This is a genomic window from Pectobacterium nicotianae (genome assembly GCF_023272715.1).
GTDB classification, from domain to species: domain Bacteria; phylum Pseudomonadota; class Gammaproteobacteria; order Enterobacterales; family Enterobacteriaceae; genus Pectobacterium; species Pectobacterium brasiliense.
In genome coordinates this window covers 2,310,709-2,332,008 of record NZ_CP096821.1, presented here as the reverse complement: position 1 = coordinate 2,332,008, position 21,300 = coordinate 2,310,709, and the positions used below count along the sequence as shown (strand labels likewise).

The following is a 21,300-nucleotide window of genomic DNA, read 5'->3' as shown; positions in this document are numbered from 1 at the left end:
CTTGCGTGCTCAGTTCCCGTCTTATGCACGAAAACGCATGACTTTTTCACGGTTCAGCGCGGCGGCAGACCGGCCAAACGCCACAGTTCGTCGATTGCCGCAACCGACTCAGCCAATGTGGATAACGCGCGACGTAACCGCAAATGTTGCTGTTCATCCAGGCTCAGGCCGCAGGCAAACAGCGCATCGGCCTCCAGAAAGCGGCGTTGTAACATTTGCCGCAGCATCCCGGGATAATGTCGGGCGGGAGCCAGCGTTAAGGTGAGCATGGCCTTCTGCGCAGACACCGCCGTAAACCACAGCGTGACGCCCGACTGTACCGGCCAGCAGGCCGTCGTCGCGGTTTCCAGCGCGGTGAGGAAGCCATGCTGATTATCGAATACCGCCACGGGTTCATTCATCCACGCTAACTCTGCTGTAATCCGCCGGGCTGCTGCGCAGATCGGGCTGCCACCAGATGATGAGCTGCTGCGTTTCCGGCTGCGGACGACAGGTCACCGAGGCGCAGTTGGCGACCTGTCGGGGGGTATTGCAGGCGCTCAGCAGGAGTGCGATCAGCGCGACGGACAGTGCTTTATGATTCATGACCATTTCCTGTTTTAATTGGAATCGCTACTGAGATGTCAGCAGGTTACGTCGGGCGGGCTGAGGCGTTAGCGCGGGCTGCAACGCAAGGAATACCTCGCTGGACTCCCCCGGAGCTAGCGTCGTTTTCGGCCACACCGCCACCGCTAACGTGCGGCTACTGGCACAGGCGGCTTCATCAAAACGCTGCGGCTGTGTGCCGCCGTTACGCACGACGCCGACGCTCAGGCGCACCTGACCATTGCTATACCACTGATAGCGCGAACTGTCGTAGATCAGGCCCGACTGCGAGCGGCATACCTCTCCCAATCGCGTACCTTTAGCGTCTGCCTGAAACCCGGCGGGAAGCTGGCGGCTGGCGAGATCGCGAAATGCACCTTCAATCAGGCTGTAGAGATCCGTTTTACCGTTGCGCTGCGCGACGCGGTTCATCGCACCGTTCAACTGCTGTCGATTGGCGGAGGAAACATAGCGCGTGGGATCGGTTTGATCGCCGACCAGATGCGGCGTCAGGATAAACAGGCGCTCACGGCGCGAGACTTCATGACGCGTCGAGGTAAACAGTTGCCCCAGCAGCGGAATATCCCCGAGGATCGGAATGCGGCGATCGCGGTCACCGCTCTCTTCAACGTGAAAACCGCCCAGTACCAGCGCACGGTTTTCACCAATCAGCGCCTGCGTGCTGACGGTACCGCGTTTCACGCCCGATGCTTCACCTTCGCGGCCTGTCTCCACCTGACCGTCTTCGATATCGATAACCAGTTGGATGCTGCGCTGCGCCCCTTCGCCGATCACACGCGGCGTCACCTGCAGGCTGGTGCCCGCCGTTACAGGTTGAATGTCCGCGACGCGTTCGCCCGTCGCCGTGATGAACGCCGTCCGGCTGAAATCAACAATCGCGGGCTGATTTTCCAGCGTCAGCACGGAAGGATTGGCGACGATGGAGGCCGTCCCTTCCCCCTCCAGCGCCTGAATATCGGCGAAAAAGCGTTTGAAATCGCTGACAAACAGGGTGCTCCGCCCCATCATCATGGTGCTGCCTGCACTCACATTGCCAAGCTGCGCCTGCCAGTTCGCTTCCAGCCGCGACAGTGCGGTTCGGTCCACATCCAGAATAATGGCATCAATGTTGACCAGATTTTGCGGTACGTCGATATGGTCGACGAGCTGCTGATACTCCGCACGGCGTTTTTCATCGTCCCGAATCAACAGCGCGTTATTACGCACATCGGCGGAAATCTTGCCACTTAGCGTCACACGGCCTGACGCCTCACCGTTGCGCCCTGGGTTGTTACGGGTTGCCAGCCGGGTCATCAGCGAACGCGTACTCTCCCGCATCGCTTCCATGCCGTTATCCGGCTGCACGGGCATCGGGCCGGATGCACCTGCCGGTGCCGCACGCTGACCATCCATCAACTCATTGAGAATGGTCGCGACGCCGGGAATGGTGACTTTTTGATCGCGATATTGCAGCGTCCGGTCGGATACCGAGGCATAGCGCAACGGAAAAATCATCACCTTGCGCCGTTCGTCCTGTTTTTCCCGCTGCTGGCTGAAATTACGAATCAGATCGATATACGCCTGCGGGCCGGTGACCAGCACCACGCCCTCTTCCGGCAGCTCCCCCCAGCCGAAGCGCGCATCAAGCAGCCCGATACCGCTGAGCGCCTGTTTGATATCGGGCGCGGCATCCGGGGAAATCTCCAGCCGCACCGACGCCTGTTCATCCTGCGGGCTGACATAGAGCGCATTGTTATACACGAACCACTGAAAGCGGTGCTCCAGCGCCAGCCTGTCGAGGAACAGCGTGGGGTTATCCGCGCGGATTTTCGCCGTAACCTCATTGTCCGCAATATTGCCCAGCACCAAATCCACGCCGTGGCTGTTGGCAAAATCCGTCAGAATCGCAGACAGCGGCGTTTGCTCGGCAGAATAGGCATACGCGCCCTTGTTCCAGTCAGCTGGCGTGGCGGCGTGCGCCAGCGAAATCATCCCATTCACCGGAATAATCCCCATCAGCACTACCGCCCAGCAAAACCAGCGATAGACCGCCAGAAAAATGCTATACGATCGATGACGTATCAGTCCCTTACGCATGTCGTTCTCCTTGCAAAAAAGCCAGCGTGTTCAGATTCAGTGGAGCGGAAACGGGCGTTTTCGCCCGCGGCGTGAGCAGGCTCAGCCAGACGTCCCGTTGGTTAAGTAAGGTTTCCAGGCTGCGGCACAGCTGCATGACGTCATCAGCATCGGGCCGCATCCATAGCCAGAGCTGTTCATCCTGCGGGGAAAGCGACAGTATGGCGGTGTCATCCTGAAACTGGGTGCGGGCGGCATCGGCCAGCTGTAAAGCGCGCTCCAGCATCGGCTCATCAGGCAACATGCGCAGCGGAATGGCCGCGCTGCACGCCACGACCGACGATTGCCGCACAAGCGCCACCGCCCCGCCATCAATGTCCAGCTTCAGCGTCGGCGTCCCGCCGTTTAGCCAACGCTCCAGCATCGCGGCCAACTCAGTTGAAGTCATTGATGATGGCCTTTGCCAGACCGTGTTTCACGCTCAGCAGCTGCCCGACCGCCCAACTGGCATTGGAATAGTCCATGCTGGCTTCAAAAAAGGCATAACTGTCTGCCTGGCTGGCTCCGCCTTCGGCAACGTTCAGCGCAATATCATCCAACTGTTGCTGCGAATCGACCAGGTGTGCGTCAAGGCGACGCTGAATGGGGTTAAGGGACATAGCACGCTCTCCTCATAGGGTATTTTCCTCACAACACGGTTTGGGTCGTTGACGAGAATGTTGGCCGTAAACCTGAGCGTTCTCGTCATTGACTCAATAGTGAGTGGTTAACCCCAGCGTGCAGTTCCCTTTCGCGGGCAGTGATTTCACATGGCTGCGGGATATTCAGGAGGAATCAGCTGTGCCGTCGCCTGCCGCCAGCTCAGCGACATCACGCCATGCGCCGTAATCAGCTTCATGGCATCGCTATCCAGCGCGTCATCGCTGGCGAGACGCCACTCAAGATGTGTATGTGCATCCAGCCAGTGCTGTACATCGGCAAGCTGGGCGGGATGGCAATACAGCGTTCCCCGACTTTCTCCCTGCTGTTGCTTCAGCAGTTGCCGCAGTAAAGCGTGATGGCGCGACGGCGCAGGCGTTTTATCCAGCAAATGCGCCAGCGCATCGCGCAGCAGCTGTCCGGCTTGCGTAATCATGATCTTTTCCAGATCCATTCGGTCTTGCCGAACACCCTGTAAGAGCGCGTTTGCCTGCTGCCAGAATTCCGCTTCTGCCTGTTCGACCGCCTGCTCACCAAGCATTCGGGCACGTTCGTGCGCCTGTGCCACAATGGTATCGGCCTGCGCATTGGCTTCTTCCCAGAGTGTCCGGCTGCGCCGATGCGCCGCGACGCGCTCCGCCGGAATAATCACCGTTTCATCCCGACTGCCGCCGGGTAATGTCGCAAACGTCTTTGTCGTCAGCATGCTTCGTCCTTAGCAAAATGAATAGAAATGAGGAGGGTTATGTGGGGGTCGATGCCTTCCAGATCAGGGCATCGCACAGCGCATTCAGCCGGGCGGCAGGCAATAACATCGACGGGGCATGGCAAGAGTTATCCCCACCACAGGACCAATCGCGTGGAAAAAGCAACCGCAGACGCGGCCAGCACGTTTCACCATAGCGGATGCGCAGCAGCGTCACCGCATCCTGATGTCTCGCAGCAGGTAGCGCCGACGATGAGGTAGAAAAGGTGACCGCTGACGGCAGCCATAAGCCCGGCCGCAGCGCCTTTGCCAGCCGCTCGCACCATATGTCCTCCGCGTCCGAGCGATTCGGATGGCGTACGGGCTGACACACCCGCGCCATCAGGCGCAATACCGTTTCTCGCTGTGCCGTATCCAGCGCCCCCATTTGCATCAGTGAGGCCAGCGGATCCGGCGGCAAAACCGACGGCAGAGAAAAATGGCGATGAAGCTGCACGGCATTCACATGCAGCCAATCGCGACGCAGCGGTGAATCAGGCAGCCTCACCTTCCCGTTCCACCAACTGGGATCGGCTTGTAACAGGCAATCCTCTGCCCACCAGATCAGCCAGGCAAGCGGGGTGATGTAACCCGACTCATGCCGTTGGCGTTGCGCTTGTGTGATCATGGTGACGACGACTCCCCCGCTTTTTTCTGCTGCCATTGTCGCAGGTAAGGGGTGCCAATGCGCCAGCCTAATAGCCCAGCCAGCATTAGGCCAAATAGCCCTGCGCCCCACTGCCAGCGGCGCATCTCATCCGGCGTAAGCGTAAACGGCCCCAGCGTGACCACAGGGATCGTGTCCTGATACGGTTCTGCCGGAACAAAGACGATCGCCAGTTCTTTATCATCCTTGCCAGACAGGCCGGGGATGCTGCTGGCGACCATACGACGGATGCGCTGCTCCATCCCATCTGGCTCCAGCTCGGCACGGTATTTGATAAACACGGCCGCCGAGGCTGGCTGAACTGGCTCACCGGGGGCGATACGCTCGGGCAGTACCACATGCACCCGCGCTACCAGCACGCCGTCGATCTGCGCCAGCGTCGCCTCCACTTCCTGCGACAGCGCGTAGATATAGCGGGCACGCTCCTCCAGCGGCGTCGAGATCACGCCACTTTTCTGAAACACTTCACCCAGATTGGTACGCGATTGCTTCGGTAAACCCGCCGCATTCAGAATATTGACGGCACGTTCCATGTTTTTTGCATCGATCACCAGCGTGACGCCGGTTTTGTCCACCCGTTTCTCCGCGCCGATCTGATAGCGGCCGAGCATCGAAATCGCTTCGTTGGCATCGTTCTCCGACAGCCCGCGATTCAGCTCAATCGGCTCGCCGCAGCCGGTCAATAGCCCGATCAGCAGAAGAAACACTCGCTTATCGATTTTCATAGGCCGCTACTGTAAGTTGGTGAGTTTTTCCAGACTTTGCACACTTTTCGCCACCAGTTTGGCGCTCAGCAGACTTTCCAGATAGAACGACGACAGCGTTCGGGTCGCATCCAGCACATCTTTTGGATTATTGGAGCGCATCGACTGGCTCACATCGCGTTCGGCGGATTTAAAAACGCCGTTCAGTCCCTGAGATTTTTCCGCCAGTGCGCCCAGCCACTGACTGTTGCCGCTTTCTGCCGTCATCGGTGCCGACGACATTGCTGCGCTAAACCAGGACACATCCTGATTGGTCGCAGAAGAGGAAAAAGACGTGCCGTTGTCCGCCAGCGGAGCATCCCCCGGCTGGGGCAGCGTAGTAGCGTGGTTGATTTTCATGGTGTGGATTCCATCGCGGACGGGGTAAAAATAAAGCCGGAGCAAGGCTCCGGCTCGTTGTATCACGATCAGAACTGGATAGCTTTCGCCGCTTTCTGCCCGGAGTTCAGTGATTTGGACGCGGAATCCATCTGACCATCCAGAATAGAGTTTTCCGTATCTATCGCCATTTTCTGTGCCTGGGCGCCTGCTGCACGTGTCAGAGAGCCAGCCATCGCGGTGTCCAGAGTCTGAGAAGCCGCCTGAGATGCAATCTGGGAAAGTCCAAAGCTCATGATATATCTCCAAATATAATGAATGTTTACGGTAGTGAACTGTCATGCTGTACATACAGTCATCTTGTTCATTCATTAAGTGGGAGAGCGGGTCAGTGAGTTCCAACGAAAAGGAAATTCTTTCAGTAATGACCATGCGAGGGGAAGAACTAGCCTAGTTTTCTCTGTGTTTCCGGCCGTTAGTTATCATAGATTTTCTTTTAGAATAATAAAAAGCGTTATTACCTGACCGAAAGGCCATACGTTGTTTCTGATTTGCAGGGACGTTTTTATGCTGTCCAACTGGCAAGGATGCGATATTTGAACCCATGCCGTACTATTCTCGTCACGCTGCCAAATGGTCGCTATGCTCACCTTAACTACCAATACCGGATTGTGGTTCAGACTTATTTTGATTTCGTTTGCCAGCGCATTGCTGGCGCTGTTTATTGGTCAGGGAATTTTAGCCAGGCTGGAACAAACGCAGTTGCAGCACTATAGCCAGGACGTACTCGAACAAGGCACCGCCGTCGCCCGTGAAAGCCGGGAAACCATAGACCGCGTGCTGACGCTCAATAACACGCCTTGCTCCAGCGCCGATCTGAAAGAATTACGCCTGCTCTCTTTTTACTCCGTCTATCTGCGTGATATTGGGCGAATCAAAAACAACTATCTCATCTGTTCCGCGGGCTGGGGCATCCTCAACCCACCGATTTATCTGCTGCCGCCAAACCTGACGACCGATGAGGGCGTGCAACTGTGGACCGCGATGAAAGATGTGGTGGATCCGCGTATTACCGCCGATATGGCGAGCCTCAACGATGTCGTCACTGTCACCGCCGCCGCCGCATTTCGTCATTTCACTCAGCCCCCCGCCGAATACAGCGCGATGCTGCTCACGCGTAATCTGGGGCATATCTATCAGACCTTTGGCGACATCGACCTCCCGATGTTCAAGGAGAAACGGCATGAGAGTAACGGGTGGCTGACCATGGGAAAACGCCAGACGTTTTTCTGCGCGACGACCCTGAATGTCTGCGTGCTGGCTCAGTTGGATTCTGCCGGCATCCTGTATCGCCCGTGGTATATCATCGCTGCGCTGTTTTCTGTCGGGGCGCTCCTCGGGACCAGTTTTGCCCTGTCCTACCAGCTCTATGACGATCGGCACCATGCTTTACCATCACAGCTAAAACGCGCGATTAAACACCAGCGGTTTCAGGTCTATTACCAGCCGCTGATCAGCCTGCCACAGCGCACCATTATTGGTGTAGAGGCGCTGGCGCGTTGGAAAAACGAGCGTGGCGACAACGTTTCGCCAGAGTTTTTTATCAGCGCGGCTGAAAAAATGGGCTACTCAGACGAGCTAACCCGCATCATTACACGCCAGGCACTGCATGACATGCAGCCGTACCTCACGCAGGACACGCCCTTTCTTCTGAGTATTAATCTGTCCGTCTCCGACATTATTTCGCCGGATTATCATCACTTCCTGCAGCAAATGTGTGATGAATTGGCGATCGATAAAACACGCGTCATGCTGGAACTCACCGAGCGGTCGAGCACGTCCCACAAGACGCTGGCTGATGGCCTTGAGAGCCTACGGCACTCGGGCTATAAGATCGCGCTTGATGATTTCGGCACGGGCTATTCCAACCTCGATTATCTGAGCCATTTACCGTTCGATATGATCAAGATCGACAAGATTTTTGTCGACGCTATCGGCACAGACACGGTTAATGCCGCCATGGCCGATCTGTTATTTACCCTTATCAAAAAGCTCGATGTCCCAGTGATCATCGAAGGGGTAGAAACGCGCGAGCAAGCCGCCTACATCCTGCAACAGTGCCCGTCGGCGATTATGCAAGGATGGTATTTCAGTAAGGCCGTGGCATTACACGATCTACCGGATATCCATCACTATCCCTGCCCGCCGATAGAAAAAATGCCGACAGAAACGATGTAAATAGAATCGGCATAACCTGAAAGCAGGCCTACTGGTAACAGTCGGCCTGCCATGATTGGCTACCGTATCCCGATCGGTAAACGGTGGAGAGTCTACCCTCATGCCTGACAGGCTTCCCCGCCCCCTGCGCACATCTCTCGCGCCGTCACGTTCAGTACTTTCAGGCGGTGATAAAGCGTCCGCTTGGGGATCCCCAGCTCCACAATCACATCGTCAATGCAGTGGTCGTGGCGGCGCAGCGCATCCTGAATCAGAAATTTTTCAATCCGCTTTAAGCGGTCTTTCAACTGCAAAGGACGCGGATGCAGCAGCGGCTGAATTTCAGCCAAAGGCGACAGTCCCAGCGCCCAGCGATCCGCCGCGGCTTTCAGCTCGCGGATATTACCCGGCCAGCTATGAGTCAGCAGCTGTTCGTGAATTTCCGCCGTCATCGGTGGCAGCGTCATTTTCAGGCGCACAGCGGCTTCCTGACTAAAACGTTGAAACAGCGGCAGAATGAGATCGCTACGGGAACGCAGCGTTGGCAGTTGAATCTTTACGGTATCCAGACGGAAATAGAGATCGCGGCGAAACAGCCCTTTTTCCACCAGTTGCAGCAGCGGCGTTTGCGTCGCCACAATCACACGCATATCCACGGGCGTGAACTGTGTGCTTCCCAGCCGCTTTACGCCACGGCTTTCCAGCACGCGCAGCATCTTGGCCTGCAACGTCATGGGCATACTGTCGATCTCATCCAGAAACAGAATGCCTTTATCTGCACTTTCCAGATAGCCGGCACGGGAGCGGTTCGCGCCAGTATAGGCACCCGAGACCACGCCAAACAATTCACTTTCGGCCAAATTTTCCGGCACGGCAGCGCAGTTCACCGCCACCAGCGGGCCGCTGCATCGGGAAAGTTGATGAATGCGGTTCGCCAGCGTGTCTTTCCCCGTACCGGTTTCACCTTCCAGCACGATGTCGACATTGAGAGGCGCAATAACATTGATGATGGGGGCGAGCGATGAATGAATATCATCAGCTGTGTGTGTGGAATGTCCCGACGATGGCGGGAAATAGTCTACTGACGAGCGAGCTTTTTCTAATGATGGCTTTTCTAATGACGAATGTTCCGATAACGAATGCGCTAATAACGAATCGTGCTGTCTATCCTGACGGTAATAATGATTCATTAACTACTCCTGAAGCCCAAACGGGCTAACTGACTGCCTTCCATAACGTGGTGCCCTACCGTGCATCTGCCGCATTTCTCCGCATAACGTCGACCCATACCTCGCCGGTAGAACGATGATAAGCATTACCGCCATTGAATAATGAAACCATCAGGCATCGCTGAACATCAGGTAGGAATTCCAGAGGAATTTGTAGGGAAATGACTACAAAAAACGGCCAACATCAGCAAAAACAGTCTGTTACTTTCCTGAACAATTAGCAGGAAAACGAAAGGATATCGTCAGGAAAGCGTAAAGCCCAGCAAAGGGATTCACCGACTGTTGAATCCCTTTTATCTGTTATTTCTCGCACAGCGGATTTCCGCTACTATTCCGCAACTAGGGAATGAGCTTCTTACTCACGACATACTTCACAATTTCCACATTGGTACTGAACTGCATTTTCTCCATCAGACGCGCTTTATGGGTGCTGACCGTTTTGTTGCTGATGGCCAGCTCATTGGCGATGGCGTTGATGCCCATCCCCTGCGCAAACATAATCATGATTTGGTGTTCTCTGGCCGTCAGCACATCGTGCGCGGCTCTGTCACCCTCCGTGTAATTGGAAAAAACCAGCTGCTCGGCAATCGTATGATCGATATAGCGAGCGCCCTGCGCCACGCGTCGAATCGCCGACAGCAACGCTTCCGGATCTTTATCTTTGGTGATGTAACCTCTGGCGCCACTCTTCAGCGCATGCTGCGCAATTTGCGCTTCGCTGTACATACTGAGCACCAGAATCGGCAGACGCGGATATTGCGCCACCACGCGTGAAATCAGCGCTTCACCGCTGATGCCAGGCATCGACATATCCAGCAGCAGCAAGTCAGGGGTCACGCTGCGCAACTGCGCCAGCACCTGTGCGCCATTTCCCGCTTCGGCGACGACACTCAGCGAGTCATCCAGCGCAAAGATCTGCTTGAGACCTTCACGCATGATGACGTGATCGTCGGCGATCATTAAACGTATTGGTTTGCCCATCGCTCATTTCTTCCTTTTGTTATTCTTATCCCGCGGTTAGCGGGTATGGCCATTTTTAGGAAACGTTAGCTGCACCAACGTGCCTTTGCCGGGTGCGCTGTCTATAACTACTTCGCCTCCCAGCATCCGTCCTCGTTCTTTCATGCTCATGAGTCCGAAAGCGTTTTTATTTTTAGCGCGGGAATCAAAACCTTTACCGTTGTCCTTGGTGCACAGCACCACGCAGTCCTGCTGGTTATCCAGCGTAATGATGACCTGCGTGGCAGCGGCGTAGCGCGCCACGTTAGTCAACGACTCCTGCACGACGCGGAAGGCTGCCGTGGTGCTCTCGTCATTGAGCGCCAGCGGTTCTCCCGACGTTCGCAGCAGACAGGTTGCGCTGTAGTGCCGGTTAAATTCGTCGCACAGCCACTCCAGCGCGGGCGTCAGCCCCATATTCAATACATTCGGCCGGAGCCGGGTCGACACGTTACGCACCACCTGGATCGTTTGGTCAGTCAGCTGCATCAGCTTTTGCAAATGCGCCTGCATGTCTGGATTTTCCTTGGCAAAGCACATGCGCATGAGCGACAGGCTCATGCGGATCGTGGTCAGGTGCTGCCCCAGCTCATCGTGGATTTCCTGAGCAATATGCTTACGCTCTTCTTCGCGTGAAATCTCACGCTGGCGCGCCAATAAACGCAGTTGCATGTGCGAATCGGCCAGTTTCTTCTCCGCATAGCGAATCGCCGTAATGTCCCGTCCGACGGTCAGAATAGACACCAACGCGCCATGCTGATCGAACTCAGGCACGCAGCGAATATGGTGAATATGATGATGGCGCTGCTCACCTCTCCCCAACTCTTCCATGACTTCACCCTCTGCACTGCTGCGGGTATCGACAACCAGCCGCACCAGCTGTTCTATGCGGATCGCACAGCCCACCCCGGGCATCAGCTCCGTAATCATACGGCCCCGAAGTTGCTCTACGGTGAAATCCAGATGTTTCAGACTGGCGGGGTTGGCGTACAGGCAGTTCAGGTTGGCATCGAAGCGGATAATCAAATCCGGCGTGTTCTCAACCAGCGCGCGAAATTCCTGTTCTCGCGCGTAAGCCAACTGCTCGATATGTTTACGTTCCCTGATATCTCTGACGACACACATGTTGTAGCTACGTCCTCTGTGTTGGAAATGCGTGAGATTGACCTCGACCGGAATCGTCATGCCATGACGGGTGAGGTGCTTGGTTTCAAACGTGGTACCGACGCCCAATGCGTATTCATGAAACCAGTCGGGCGAGCTATGCTCAGCGACCCAGTCGGGATCGATATCGGCAACGCTCAAATGCATGAATTCCGTAATGCTGTAGCCCAGCGTCTGGCTAGCCGCTTCATTGACGTAACAAAAACGCTGATCTTCGTTGACGATATAAATCGCGTCCTTGATGCGGCCAAAGGCAAAATCCACCAGTTCAAGCTCGGGGGCTTTGGTTTTCTCATCGGAACGAAAAGGTTGGGTGAACATCATTGCCATCTCCTTATTTGAATTAAGACTGTTGTGCAGCCACCCGCCGTGCAGGTAGCGCAATACGGCGTCTCAACATTCCAGAAGATGGACAGGGAACCCTGCAACGGCATCAATGCGACCTGATATCACGGCGTGCGACCACGAACTGAACGGCAACCGCCATCATTAAATAAAGCGGTCACCACCTCAGTCAGTGAAAAACGGCGGGTGCAGGCGCGTCCTTTCGTCCCGTGAAATGCCGTCAGGATTCAACAGCCTGACGAATCACACCTCGGGCACGAGACAGCCGCGACCGCACCGTACCGATCGGGATCTCCAACTGCAATGCGAGATCCTGATAGCTGGCATCGGTATCCAGCAATTGCATCAGCATCTGACGGGTATCTTCAGGCAGTGAGACGATGGCATCCATCGCGCGTTTCAAGGACCGCTGACTTTCGGTTATAGCACCGGGATCGAGTTCTATCGCGATATGTTCCAGCATCTCATCGCCCATTTCCTGAGCGCGCTGGCGTGCCTGCTTGAAATAATTGCGAACCAGGTTGAGGGCAATACCGAATACCCACGTCTCCGGCCGCGATGCTCCCGCAAATTTATCCTGATGTTTGAGCACTTCCAGATAGGTCATTTGCTGTAAATCCTCCACGTCGTCATGGTTGCTGACGCGCTTGCGGATAAAGTTATGCAATTTCTTTCCGTGTTGACGAAACACCTGTTCCCAATCGACAGATAACGCTGGGTAAAGCGAAGGGGTCTGTTCGATGTGTTTCAGGGTAGACATTTCCATTTGCTGACTCTCCGTTGTTGTGCCTCATTGGCAAAAACGGAAGAGCAAGCCTTGTGCCAGCCCGAAAATATTTTTATCACACTGATTTTTAATCAGTTATTTTTCACTTTGCTTTTTATCACGCCACTTATTGCCAACGTCAGCGGCGTGAAATTGCAAGTTATTGCAATCAGTAAAACGGCATTTAATCCAATCCGCCATCAAATTCAGCCTGCTCCGATGACTTCACGTCGGGGAACCCATCCTTTTCTGCATCCACATAGCAATACATTCATACCGCTGCACGTTCACACCACGACACGTAGCCGATTTATTCAGGATGACATCATGATCAAAATGCCGACGGTTCTTCCCTCCAGTAGCGCCCTGCCGCGCCCTGTCGTGGTGGATGACGATCCCACGCCGCAGGCTGCGGTGCAGCAGACGAGTTCTCACCACGCACCTCCCGGTTCACCGCTATCCACCTCGATGGAGGAAGTGGCGATGGCGTTTGGCGAGCAGGCCGAACGAAGAAGCAAATCGCTGAACCGACGCCACATCGCCCAGCAGCCGGACGCGCGTGCCACCGCCAATGTCGAGCGGATTGAGAAACTGACCGAACTGTTCAGGATGCTGGAAAACCCGTCGCAAAGTACGCTCGATCAGCAGTTAAGCCGGATGCGCGACCTGCTGATGCAGCAAGGCTCGCCGTCTCTTGAGGCGGTGCTGGAAGCCGCAGGCAACGATCCGGCGCGCGGCGATATCCTGCTGCGCCACATCCAGCAGCAGTCTCCCCAACAGCCTGAGCTGACCGCGGCGGCGGAAAGTGCGTTACAGCATCTGCATCAGGAGAAAGGGCCGGAAGTCCGGGCCGGTCTGAATACGGCAACGGCCATTGCGCTGTTCAGCACCCAGCCGGAACAAAAACAGGCGATGCGCGATCTGTACTACCAGAAAATCGTGCATCAGCAGTCGGCCAGCGCGCTACTAGACTCTCTTTTGGAACGCTTTGACGCCGCGACGTTTTCCATTGGGCTACGCACGTTGCAGCGGGCACTGGCGGCGGATATCGCCTCGCTGACGCCGTCGATTTCGAAAGCCGTTCTCAGCAAGATGCTGAGCAACCTCAATGATTCTCGCCACCTGAGCCATACGCTGTCATCCAGCCAGACGCTGCTTACTCGGTTAGCAAACAAAGTGCCCGCCTTTACGCTCGGTGCCGTGGAGCTAACCCGCCGCCTGATTGGTTTGAGCGCCAACGGTGCCTATGCCCGCGACCTGCATAATCTCGGACGAGAAGTCGCCGGTACGCAGGTACAGCATCAAGCGATGTTTTTCAGCGCCCTGCTGCCGCTCGTCAGCGACCTGCCGCATCCGCTGTGGCGTGACAGTAAAAACCGCCAAACGGCGCTCCAGCTGATACGTGGGATGATTGGCGATATCGCCCAATATGAGAAACAGCAGGCCAAAAACACTCAGCATGATGACCTGACGCAGCGTGATACGGCATCGCGGCAAAAACAGGATGCACGCGATTCGGATAAGGGGCAGCCATGAATCTGTTGATTATCTGGCTGAACCGCATTGCGCTGAGCGCGATGCAGCGCTCGGAGGTCGTTGGTGCCGTCATCGTGATGTCCATCGTCTTCATGATGATCATCCCGCTGCCTACCGGGCTGATCGATGTGCTGATCGCACTCAATATCTGCGTCTCTTCCCTGCTGATCGTGCTGGCAATGTACCTGCCCAAACCGCTGGCCTTTTCAACGTTTCCGGCGGTGCTGCTGCTGACCACCATGTTTCGGCTGGCCATCTCCATTTCCACCACGCGTCAGATTCTGCTCCAGCAGGACGGCGGCCATATCGTTGAGGCCTTCGGTAACTACGTGGTGGGCGGGAATCTGGCGGTCGGTCTGGTTATTTTCCTGATTCTGACGGTGGTGAACTTTCTGGTGATCACCAAAGGATCCGAACGCGTGGCCGAGGTGGCGGCACGCTTCACGCTCGATGCGATGCCAGGTAAACAGATGTCCATCGACAGCGATCTGCGTGCCGGATTAATCGAAGCCCATCAGGCACGGCAGCGGCGGGAAAATCTGGCGAAAGAAAGTCAGCTGTTCGGGGCGATGGACGGCGCGATGAAGTTCGTTAAGGGCGATGCCATTGCGTCGCTGGTGATTGTGTTCATCAACATGATCGGCGGTTTCGCCATCGGCGTGTTGCAGCACAACATGGCCGCGTCCGATGCGATGCACGTCTACTCGGTATTGACCATCGGCGACGGACTGATCGCCCAGATTCCCGCCCTGCTGATCTCGCTGACCGCCGGGATGATCATCACCCGCGTCTCAGCCGACGGACAAAAAGTGGATGCCAATATTGGCCGCGAGATTGCCGAACAGCTTACCAGCCAGCCCAAAGCGTGGATTATCTCCTCCATCGGCATGTTTGGTTTTGCGCTGCTGCCGGGGATGCCGACGCTGGTGTTTGTCACCATCAGTCTGGCGTCGCTCGGAAGCGGTCTGTTCCAGCTCTGGCGCATCAAGCAGCAGGGGCAGTTAGATGCCAGCCAGTCGGAGGCGGACAACATACCCGCAGAACAGAACGGCTATCAGGATCTGCGGCGCTTCAACCCCACACGCGCCTATTTGCTGCTGTTTCATCCGATCTGGCAAGAGCAGCCAACGGCAACGGCGCTGGTGCAGAATATTCGCCGCCTGCGTAACAAACTGGTCTACCGCTTCGGCTTTACGCTGCCGTCCTTTGATATCGAATTCAGCGATCGGCTAGCGGAAGATGAATTTCAGTTTTGCGTCTACGAAATCCCCTACGTGAAAGCCACGTTTGTCACCGATCGGCTGGCCGTTGCCAGCGGTGCCATCGAACCGACGGATGCCAACCTCGCCACGCCCGGTCCGACGCTGCGGGATGAAAGCCACTGGCTCTGGTTGCCGCTCGCACAGGTCGCGCAACAGCCGGACGACGTACCGCGCTGGAGCGCGGATGAGCTAATTCTGGCGCGCATGGAACAGGCCATCCACCGCACCGGTTCACAATTCATTGGTTTGCAGGAAACTAAATCCATTCTGGCCTGGCTGGAGAGTGAGCAGCCGGAATTGGCGCAGGAGCTTCAGCGCATCATGCCGCTTTCGCGTTTTGCCAGCGTGCTGCAACGGTTGGCTTCCGAACGCGTGCCGCTGCGATCGGTGCGCCCCATCGCCGAAGCGCTGATTGAAGTCGGCCAGCACGAGCGGGACACGCTGGCGCTGACCGACTACGTGCGTCTGGCGCTTAAATCACAAATCTGCCACCAGTACAGCGACGAAAACAACCTTGCCGTCTGGCTGCTGACGCCAGAAAGCGAAGAGCTGCTGCGCGATGCGCTGCGCCAGACCCAGAACGAAACCTTCTTCGCCCTGACGCAGGATTACGCCTCCACGCTGCTCGGTCAACTGCGGCAGGCATTTCCGCCGCTCTCGTCGCAGCGCAGTCTGGTGCTGGTGGCACAGGATTTACGCAGCCCGCTGCGCACGCTGTTGCAGGACGAATTTCACCACGTTCCGGTGCTGTCCTTCACCGAGCTGGAATCCACCCTGTCGATCAACGTCATTGGACGTCTCGATCTTTACGACTCCCCCGACCCCTTTAGCGCATAGGAACACACCATGTTTGAATTACGCGTGCTGACTGGTTTACATCGCGGTGCGGCGCTGCCGCTCTGCGGAAACGCCTGGCGTATCGGTGCGGCCGATGATGCCGATCTCGTGCTCTACGATCCCGGCATTGCGCCTTATCACGGCCAGTTGGAGAAGACCGCTGACGGCTGGGCGCTCAGCGCACAGGATGGCGCGTTGTGCAACGCGGAAGGCCATACCGTCGAGCAAATTGATGCCCTGCCGCCCGGTACACCGTTTGCGCTGGGGCAGATTTGGCTCTGCGTTGTGGCCGCCGATACCCCCTGGCCTGACGACAGCGAAACGCTTCCAACTGCGGAAGAGGACGTTCCCCCTGCGGAGATGCCCGTCGAGGAGCCGCCGCGCCATACCGCTACGCCGATTCCTGCGCCTGCCACTGCACCGCGCCTGCCGCTGTGGGCCAAAGCCAGCTATCTGCTGCTTGGCGCGTTGCTGCTGGTGATGGTGGGCAGTTGGCAGCTACAGGAGAGCGTCGCGATGCCTGCCGCCCCACCGCCGCAGGATACCCGCAAACCGCTCAGCACGCTGCCACAGCTAGAAAGCACGCTGCGCATCATGTTGCAGGAGCGGGAACTGAGCGCGGCAGTGAAAGTGGCGGCGTATCAGGATCGCGTCACGCTCACCGGACAATTAACGCCGGACGATCAAAAAAAGCTGGAACGGATGCTCGCCCAACTCCACCAACGTTATAGAACCGCGCTGTCCGTGGATAACCGCACGCAGCTGAAAACGGAGCAACTGCCGTTTCAGATCGTTCAGGTAACCAGCGGGTCGCGTGCCAACGTCGTCACGGCGGACGGTCAGCGCTTTTTCATCGGCGATGAGATCGACAACCTGCGTCTGGTGAGAATTGACGAGCACCAGATTGAATTCAGCGGCAGACAACAGATAACGGTGAACTGGTAATGCAGACACAACCTTCTTCTTTTCCGCTGCTCGACCAGTGGGTCACACAGCAGCGCCAGCATCTGGCAGCCTATGCGCCCGTAGAGAAAAAAGGCCGCGTCATGGCCGTCAGCGGCATCCTGCTGGAGTGCAGCCTGCCGCAGGCACGCATTGGCGATCTGTGCTGGGTGGCCCGTCAGGACGATAGCCAGATGATGGCCGAAGTCGTGGGATTTAGCCCAGACAACACCTTCCTCTCCGCACTCGGGGCACTGGATGGCATCGCACAGGGAGCCGCCGTAACGCCGCTGTATCAGCCGCACTGCATTCAGGTGTCGGAACGTTTGCTAGGCAGCGTACTGGACGGATTTGGCCGATCGCTGGAGGACGGCGGCGAGAGCGCGTTTGTCGAACCCGGTCATGCCACAGGCCGCACGCAGCCCGTGCTGGGCGATGCCCCACCGCCGACCTCCCGACCGCGCATCAGCCAGCCGCTCCCCACGGGATTACGCGCCGTCGATGGCCTGCTGACCATCGGTCAGGGGCAACGCGTCGGCATTTTCGCTGGTGCGGGCTGCGGTAAAACCACGCTGCTGGCCGAACTGGCACGTAATACGCCGTGCGACGCCATCGTTTTCGGGCTGATTGGCGAACGTGGGCGCGAGCTGCGCGAGTTTCTCGATCACGAACTGGACGATGAACTGCGCAGCCGCACCGTGCTGGTGTGTTCCACCTCCGACCGCAGCAGCATGGAACGCGCTCGTGCGGCATTCACCGCCACCGCCATCGCCGAGGCTTACCGCGCCGAAGGCCGTCAGGTGCTGTTGATTATTGATTCCCTGACGCGTTTCGCTCGCGCCCAGCGCGAAATCGGTCTGGCGCTCGGGGAACCACAGGGTCGCGGTGGGCTGCCGCCGTCGGTCTATACGCTGCTGCCGCGTCTGGTCGAACGCGCCGGGCAAACGGAAGACGGTGCCATTACCGCGCTCTATTCCGTGCTGATCGAGCAGGATTCCATGAACGATCCGGTTGCCGATGAAGTGCGTTCGCTGATTGACGGGCACATCGTGCTCGCTCGACGACTGGCGGAACAGGGTCATTATCCGGCTATCGACGTGCTGGCCAGCCTGAGCCGTACCATGAGCAACGTCGTGGACACCGATCACACCCGCAACGCGGGCGGTGTACGGCGTCTGATGGCGGCGTACAAGCAGGTCGAGATGCTGATTCGCCTGGGCGAATACCAGCCCGGCCATGACGTGCTGACCGATTCTGCGGTCAACGCCCAGGCAGAAATCACCCAGTTTCTGCGTCAGTCAATGCGTGAACCGATGCCGTATGGCGTGATTCAACAACAGCTCGCCGGAGTCAGCCGCTATGCCCCATAACACCGAACGCGATGCCGAATTACAGACCGTGTTGAACCTGCTGATGCCGATACGCCGTCAGCGCTTAAGCCGCAGCGAGCGCCAACAGCGGCAGGAAGAACAGCAGTTGATCCGCATTGCGGAACAGCAGCGGCGTCATCAGCAGCAGGTCGAGGCGCTGCGACAGGCCAGTCAGACCCAGCGCGACCAGTTTGCCCGGGACACTCAGGGGCAATGCCAAACGCTGGAAAACCTGAAAAAAAACCTTGCTGCCGAACAGCGTTTACTCGGCGAAATCGCGACAGAAACGCAGCAGGTACAGGCCACACAGCAGCAGCACCGCGATCAACAGCGTCAGGTTGATCACGCCCGAGATGCCACCCGCCAATGTCAGAAGGCGGTGGAGAAACTGGAATATCTGCTTACGTTACCTCAGGAGCACGTATGAATAACCGACAGATTGCGTCATCCGAATCCAAGGCGACGCAGAACGCACAGGCCGTGCTGCATGGCAAGTCCTCGCGCGCAGACCATTCGCAACCCGATCCACAACATAGGGATTTCTGGGAAGCCTTCACGTTTTCGGACGGCTTTGAAGACGCGTTCTATCAGGACGCGTCTGTCGCCTTAGCACCGGGCGGCTCCGTCAATGCCCCGCTGCCGTTGCAGGGTGAGGCGCCGGACAGCCCACAATATGTGACACCGTCACAGTGGCAGCCGCTGCAATGTGAGCTGATTGAAGCGATGGACAATATCTGCGCCCCGCCGTTTGCCTTCAGCCTGCAACTGCCGCAGTTGGGCGATATCGATGCGCGGTTAGCTGCGCTGGTGCCGCGCGGCTGGGATATTTCTCTGCGTTTCAGCCGGGAAAGCTACCACCAGTTAAAAGATCGGCGCGAAGCCTGCCGTCATTCGCTCTCCAGTGCGTTGGACTGCCCGATAAACCTGCGTTTTGACGCCAGAGAGTATGAGCGATGAGCCCGAATTCATCCGACGTCCATTCACCGCACGTCAGGCCACTGACGCTGCCGACCCTGCGCGCGCAGCACGCCCGTATCCGATCAACGCTGGCCACTGGGCTCGTGCTGCCGTTTATCCGCGACGGACTGGCTGGCCGCCTGCACCTCCAGCTGGCGAACGAATGCGAGTTGGCAGAGGCATCGTTCACCGCGCAGGCCAGCAGCTGGCGTAGCGACATCGGTGATATCTCACTGACCGATCCGTTTCCTGTGCTCAGCCTGCTGTCGGACTGCCCGCTGCTACCGCTCTCTGAAGACGATGACGCGGCACAGGAGTGGTACTGGACGCTCTACAACCAGTCGCTCAATCCCGTGCTGCGGGCACTGGTCGGGGAAATTTACCCGCTGGACCGTTCTCAGAAAGAGCAGGATTCAGCAGAGCAACATGGCGAGGGTACGCCACTCTGCGCCTGGCTCAGCGTGAGCTGGAACGGCATGAGCGTGCGCAGCCGGATGCAGGCCGCTGACGACGTCTGGCTGGCGCTGTTTTCCCGTGCTGACTGGCACCGCCAGCGTCGCACGCTACCCGCGGGAATGGCTATCGCTATTCCACTCACGCTGGCTGATGCCGTGCTGCCGCTGTCCGCGTTATGCCGTTTGCGTACGGGCGATCTTATTCTACCCAATCGTCCGTGGTTTACCCCCTCTGGCGAGGGAACGCTGTCAGTCGGCACGCTGCGCCTGCGCGGCACGCTACAGCTTACGGAACTCGCCCCCTACACCTTTACCGTTACCGACATGGAGACTGTCTCAATGCCCCCGTCTGCTACCGACACAATGCTCGCCGCTCCCCACTCAGAGGCCTCAGTCCTTGAACTCACACCAATAAGTGACAATGTCACCGAGAATTTACCACCGCTGCCGGTCACCTTACACCTTCGCTGCGGCAGCCTGACGATGACGCTAACGGAATTGCAGCACCTTGCCAGCGGGAGCGTGCTGACGCTGCGCGACGTAGTGCCGGGGCAAGCCTGGCTGTATTACGGCGATATCGCACTGGCGAGCGGCGATCTGGTCGATGTGGAAGGCCGACTGGGGCTACAGATTACCCAGCGTTTTTCCTCGCCGACGCCAATACTGCCGAGAGCGGATGAAGAACACGCCGCCGCGCCGGAGCTGGCACCATGACGTCCGGCGCGTTCGATCCCTTGATGTTTGCGCTCTTTCTGGGCGCACTCTCCCTGATTCCGCTGATGATGATTGTCTGCACCTGCTTTCTGAAGATTGCGATTGTGCTGCTGATCACCCGCAACGCCATCGGGGTACAACAGGTGCCGCCCAATATGGCGCTGTACGGCATCGCGCTTGCGGCGACGCTGTTTGTGATGGCACCGGTGTTTCAGGACATCAGCAAACGCGTGCAGGAAAAGCCGCTGGATATGACCGATATCACGTCGCTTCAGGCCAGCGTGACCTACGGGCTGGAACCGCTGCAAACCTTTATGTCACGCAACGTTGACCCCGATATCCTCACCCACCTGCATGAGAACAGCCTGCAAATGTGGCCTGCATCGCTATCCGAAAAGGTGAACACGCAAAATCTGCTGTTGGTGATTCCGGCTTTTGTACTGTCGGAGCTACAGGCCGGGTTCAAAATCGGCTTCCTGATCTATATCCCGTTTATCGTCATCGACCTCATCGTCTCAAACGTGTTGCTGGCGCTGGGGATGCAGATGGTCGCGCCGATGACGCTCTCGCTGCCGTTAAAGCTGCTGCTGTTCGTGCTGGTCAACGGCTGGACGCGGCTGCTGGACGGCCTGTTCTACAGCTACCTGTGAGGC

At 57.4% G+C, this 21,300-nt stretch carries 23 protein-coding genes; 9 read left to right on the top strand and 14 right to left on the bottom strand.

Annotated features, from left to right (window positions below):
* Nucleotides 1-53: 53 nt before the first annotated feature.
* The 10 genes from MYB54_RS10550 to MYB54_RS10505 form a co-directional block, all read right to left on the bottom strand.
* On the bottom strand, nt 54-401 hold the full coding sequence (locus MYB54_RS10550) for a type III secretion protein (protein ID WP_248721904.1): 348 nt from the start codon (nt 399-401) through the stop codon (nt 54-56).
* Nucleotides 394-585 (bottom strand): HrpT family type III secretion system protein, encoded by a 192-nt coding sequence (gene hrpT / locus MYB54_RS10545; protein WP_180791382.1) that lies wholly within the window; start codon nt 583-585, stop codon nt 394-396. The genes MYB54_RS10550 and hrpT overlap by 8 nt, the downstream gene beginning before the upstream one ends.
* 27 nt (nt 586-612) lie before the next feature.
* Nucleotides 613-2,682: a type III secretion system outer membrane ring subunit SctC gene (gene sctC / locus MYB54_RS10540; protein ID WP_100016794.1), complete on the bottom strand. Its 2,070-nt coding sequence runs from the start codon at nt 2,680-2,682 to the stop codon at nt 613-615.
* Entirely contained in the window at nt 2,675-3,109 is a 435-nt protein-coding gene (locus MYB54_RS10535; protein WP_248721903.1) for a type III secretion system chaperone, read from the bottom strand. Before MYB54_RS10535 ends, sctC begins: the two co-directional genes overlap by 8 nt.
* Nucleotides 3,096-3,320 carry a type III secretion protein HrpF gene (locus MYB54_RS10530; RefSeq protein ID WP_009112566.1) on the bottom strand — a complete coding sequence of 75 codons (225 nt, stop codon included), beginning with the start codon at nt 3,318-3,320 and terminating at the stop codon, nt 3,096-3,098. The genes MYB54_RS10535 and MYB54_RS10530 overlap by 14 nt, the downstream gene beginning before the upstream one ends.
* A gap of 146 nt (nt 3,321-3,466) precedes the next feature.
* Complete coding sequence (gene sctL, locus MYB54_RS10525) at nt 3,467-4,066, bottom strand: type III secretion system stator protein SctL (RefSeq protein ID WP_104209302.1); 600 nt, start codon at nt 4,064-4,066, stop codon at nt 3,467-3,469.
* 37 nt (nt 4,067-4,103) lie between these two features.
* Nucleotides 4,104-4,733 carry a type III secretion protein gene (locus MYB54_RS10520; protein WP_205592891.1) on the bottom strand — a complete coding sequence of 210 codons (630 nt, stop codon included), beginning with the start codon at nt 4,731-4,733 and terminating at the stop codon, nt 4,104-4,106.
* The gene (gene sctJ, locus MYB54_RS10515) at nt 4,730-5,497 is read right to left on the bottom strand and encodes a type III secretion system inner membrane ring lipoprotein SctJ (RefSeq protein ID WP_039288739.1); all 768 of its coding nucleotides are present in this window, start codon (nt 5,495-5,497) and stop codon (nt 4,730-4,732) included. Before sctJ ends, MYB54_RS10520 begins: the two co-directional genes overlap by 4 nt.
* Before the next feature lie 6 nt (nt 5,498-5,503).
* The gene (locus tag MYB54_RS10510; RefSeq protein WP_039288741.1) at nt 5,504-5,875 is read right to left on the bottom strand and encodes an EscI/YscI/HrpB family type III secretion system inner rod protein; all 372 of its coding nucleotides are present in this window, start codon (nt 5,873-5,875) and stop codon (nt 5,504-5,506) included.
* A gap of 68 nt (nt 5,876-5,943) precedes the next feature.
* A complete protein-coding gene (locus tag MYB54_RS10505; RefSeq protein ID WP_014915546.1) occupies nt 5,944-6,150 on the bottom strand; it encodes a type III secretion system major pilin HrpA in 207 nt (68 codons plus the stop codon).
* A gap of 346 nt (nt 6,151-6,496) precedes the next feature.
* On the opposite strand from MYB54_RS10505, the gene MYB54_RS10500 reads away from it, so the two are divergent.
* Nucleotides 6,497-8,092, top strand: coding sequence for an EAL domain-containing protein (locus tag MYB54_RS10500; protein WP_039509559.1), 1,596 nt, complete (start codon nt 6,497-6,499; stop codon nt 8,090-8,092).
* A 98-nt stretch (nt 8,093-8,190) separates the two neighbouring features.
* Here MYB54_RS10500 and MYB54_RS10495 read toward each other — a convergent pair whose 3' ends face one another.
* From MYB54_RS10495 to MYB54_RS10480, 4 genes are all read right to left on the bottom strand, one after another.
* A complete protein-coding gene (locus MYB54_RS10495; protein WP_014915548.1) occupies nt 8,191-9,261 on the bottom strand; it encodes a sigma 54-interacting transcriptional regulator in 1,071 nt (356 codons plus the stop codon).
* Between the two features lie 378 nt (nt 9,262-9,639).
* Nucleotides 9,640-10,281, bottom strand: coding sequence for a response regulator transcription factor (locus MYB54_RS10490; RefSeq protein WP_014915549.1), 642 nt, complete (start codon nt 10,279-10,281; stop codon nt 9,640-9,642).
* A 36-nt stretch (nt 10,282-10,317) separates the two neighbouring features.
* Nucleotides 10,318-11,787, bottom strand: a complete 1,470-nt coding sequence (locus MYB54_RS10485) for a PAS domain-containing sensor histidine kinase (RefSeq protein ID WP_248721902.1) — start codon at nt 11,785-11,787, stop codon at nt 10,318-10,320.
* A gap of 241 nt (nt 11,788-12,028) precedes the next feature.
* Nucleotides 12,029-12,574: an RNA polymerase sigma factor gene (locus tag MYB54_RS10480; protein WP_014915551.1), complete on the bottom strand. Its 546-nt coding sequence runs from the start codon at nt 12,572-12,574 to the stop codon at nt 12,029-12,031.
* A 327-nt stretch (nt 12,575-12,901) separates the two neighbouring features.
* Between MYB54_RS10480 and sctW the strand changes: the two genes are divergently transcribed.
* From sctW to sctR, 8 genes are read left to right on the top strand one after another with little or no spacing between them, the layout of a single operon-like run.
* Complete coding sequence (gene sctW, locus MYB54_RS10475; RefSeq protein WP_248721964.1) at nt 12,902-14,110, top strand: type III secretion system gatekeeper subunit SctW; 1,209 nt, start codon at nt 12,902-12,904, stop codon at nt 14,108-14,110.
* Nucleotides 14,107-16,209, top strand: coding sequence for a type III secretion system export apparatus subunit SctV (gene sctV, locus MYB54_RS10470; RefSeq protein ID WP_040043275.1), 2,103 nt, complete (start codon nt 14,107-14,109; stop codon nt 16,207-16,209). Before sctW ends, sctV begins: the two co-directional genes overlap by 4 nt.
* A 9-nt stretch (nt 16,210-16,218) precedes the next feature.
* The gene (locus tag MYB54_RS10465; protein WP_248721901.1) at nt 16,219-17,154 is read left to right on the top strand and encodes an FHA domain-containing protein; all 936 of its coding nucleotides are present in this window, start codon (nt 16,219-16,221) and stop codon (nt 17,152-17,154) included.
* A complete protein-coding gene (gene sctN, locus MYB54_RS10460) occupies nt 17,154-18,521 on the top strand; it encodes a type III secretion system ATPase SctN (RefSeq protein ID WP_248721900.1) in 1,368 nt (455 codons plus the stop codon). Before MYB54_RS10465 ends, sctN begins: the two co-directional genes overlap by 1 nt.
* The gene (locus MYB54_RS10455; RefSeq protein WP_039288766.1) at nt 18,511-18,948 is read left to right on the top strand and encodes a hypothetical protein; all 438 of its coding nucleotides are present in this window, start codon (nt 18,511-18,513) and stop codon (nt 18,946-18,948) included. The genes sctN and MYB54_RS10455 overlap by 11 nt, the downstream gene beginning before the upstream one ends.
* A complete protein-coding gene (locus tag MYB54_RS10450; protein WP_248721899.1) occupies nt 18,945-19,478 on the top strand; it encodes a type III secretion system HrpP C-terminal domain-containing protein in 534 nt (177 codons plus the stop codon). The genes MYB54_RS10455 and MYB54_RS10450 overlap by 4 nt, the downstream gene beginning before the upstream one ends.
* On the top strand, nt 19,475-20,647 hold the full coding sequence (sctQ, locus tag MYB54_RS10445; protein WP_119872265.1) for a type III secretion system cytoplasmic ring protein SctQ: 1,173 nt from the start codon (nt 19,475-19,477) through the stop codon (nt 20,645-20,647). The genes MYB54_RS10450 and sctQ overlap by 4 nt, the downstream gene beginning before the upstream one ends.
* Nucleotides 20,644-21,297, top strand: coding sequence for a type III secretion system export apparatus subunit SctR (sctR, locus tag MYB54_RS10440; protein ID WP_010681683.1), 654 nt, complete (start codon nt 20,644-20,646; stop codon nt 21,295-21,297). The genes sctQ and sctR overlap by 4 nt, the downstream gene beginning before the upstream one ends.
* Nucleotides 21,298-21,300 lie beyond the last annotated feature (3 nt).

What these genes read in the sequence shown, in the direction of transcription:
- MYB54_RS10550 (WP_248721904.1), bottom strand. Translation starts at nt 401, where the DNA reads ATGAATGAACCCGTGGCGGTATTCGATAATCAGCATGGCTTCCTCACC.
- hrpT (WP_180791382.1), bottom strand. Translation starts at nt 585, where the DNA reads ATGAATCATAAAGCACTGTCCGTCGCGCTGATCGCACTCCTGCTGAGC.
- sctC (WP_100016794.1), bottom strand. Translation starts at nt 2,682, where the DNA reads ATGCGTAAGGGACTGATACGTCATCGATCGTATAGCATTTTTCTGGCG.
- MYB54_RS10535 (WP_248721903.1), bottom strand. Translation starts at nt 3,109, where the DNA reads ATGACTTCAACTGAGTTGGCCGCGATGCTGGAGCGTTGGCTAAACGGC.
- MYB54_RS10530 (WP_009112566.1), bottom strand. Translation starts at nt 3,320, where the DNA reads ATGTCCCTTAACCCCATTCAGCGTCGCCTTGACGCACACCTGGTCGAT.
- sctL (WP_104209302.1), bottom strand. Translation starts at nt 4,066, where the DNA reads ATGCTGACGACAAAGACGTTTGCGACATTACCCGGCGGCAGTCGGGAT.
- MYB54_RS10520 (WP_205592891.1), bottom strand. Translation starts at nt 4,733, where the DNA reads ATGATCACACAAGCGCAACGCCAACGGCATGAGTCGGGTTACATCACC.
- sctJ (WP_039288739.1), bottom strand. Translation starts at nt 5,497, where the DNA reads ATGAAAATCGATAAGCGAGTGTTTCTTCTGCTGATCGGGCTATTGACC.
- MYB54_RS10510 (WP_039288741.1), bottom strand. Translation starts at nt 5,875, where the DNA reads ATGAAAATCAACCACGCTACTACGCTGCCCCAGCCGGGGGATGCTCCG.
- MYB54_RS10505 (WP_014915546.1), bottom strand. Translation starts at nt 6,150, where the DNA reads ATGAGCTTTGGACTTTCCCAGATTGCATCTCAGGCGGCTTCTCAGACT.
- MYB54_RS10500 (WP_039509559.1), top strand. Translation starts at nt 6,497, where the DNA reads ATGCTCACCTTAACTACCAATACCGGATTGTGGTTCAGACTTATTTTG.
- MYB54_RS10495 (WP_014915548.1), bottom strand. Translation starts at nt 9,261, where the DNA reads ATGAATCATTATTACCGTCAGGATAGACAGCACGATTCGTTATTAGCG.
- MYB54_RS10490 (WP_014915549.1), bottom strand. Translation starts at nt 10,281, where the DNA reads ATGGGCAAACCAATACGTTTAATGATCGCCGACGATCACGTCATCATG.
- MYB54_RS10485 (WP_248721902.1), bottom strand. Translation starts at nt 11,787, where the DNA reads ATGATGTTCACCCAACCTTTTCGTTCCGATGAGAAAACCAAAGCCCCC.
- MYB54_RS10480 (WP_014915551.1), bottom strand. Translation starts at nt 12,574, where the DNA reads ATGGAAATGTCTACCCTGAAACACATCGAACAGACCCCTTCGCTTTAC.
- sctW (WP_248721964.1), top strand. Translation starts at nt 12,902, where the DNA reads ATGATCAAAATGCCGACGGTTCTTCCCTCCAGTAGCGCCCTGCCGCGC.
- sctV (WP_040043275.1), top strand. Translation starts at nt 14,107, where the DNA reads ATGAATCTGTTGATTATCTGGCTGAACCGCATTGCGCTGAGCGCGATG.
- MYB54_RS10465 (WP_248721901.1), top strand. Translation starts at nt 16,219, where the DNA reads ATGTTTGAATTACGCGTGCTGACTGGTTTACATCGCGGTGCGGCGCTG.
- sctN (WP_248721900.1), top strand. Translation starts at nt 17,154, where the DNA reads ATGCAGACACAACCTTCTTCTTTTCCGCTGCTCGACCAGTGGGTCACA.
- MYB54_RS10455 (WP_039288766.1), top strand. Translation starts at nt 18,511, where the DNA reads ATGCCCCATAACACCGAACGCGATGCCGAATTACAGACCGTGTTGAAC.
- MYB54_RS10450 (WP_248721899.1), top strand. Translation starts at nt 18,945, where the DNA reads ATGAATAACCGACAGATTGCGTCATCCGAATCCAAGGCGACGCAGAAC.
- sctQ (WP_119872265.1), top strand. Translation starts at nt 19,475, where the DNA reads ATGAGCCCGAATTCATCCGACGTCCATTCACCGCACGTCAGGCCACTG.
- sctR (WP_010681683.1), top strand. Translation starts at nt 20,644, where the DNA reads ATGACGTCCGGCGCGTTCGATCCCTTGATGTTTGCGCTCTTTCTGGGC.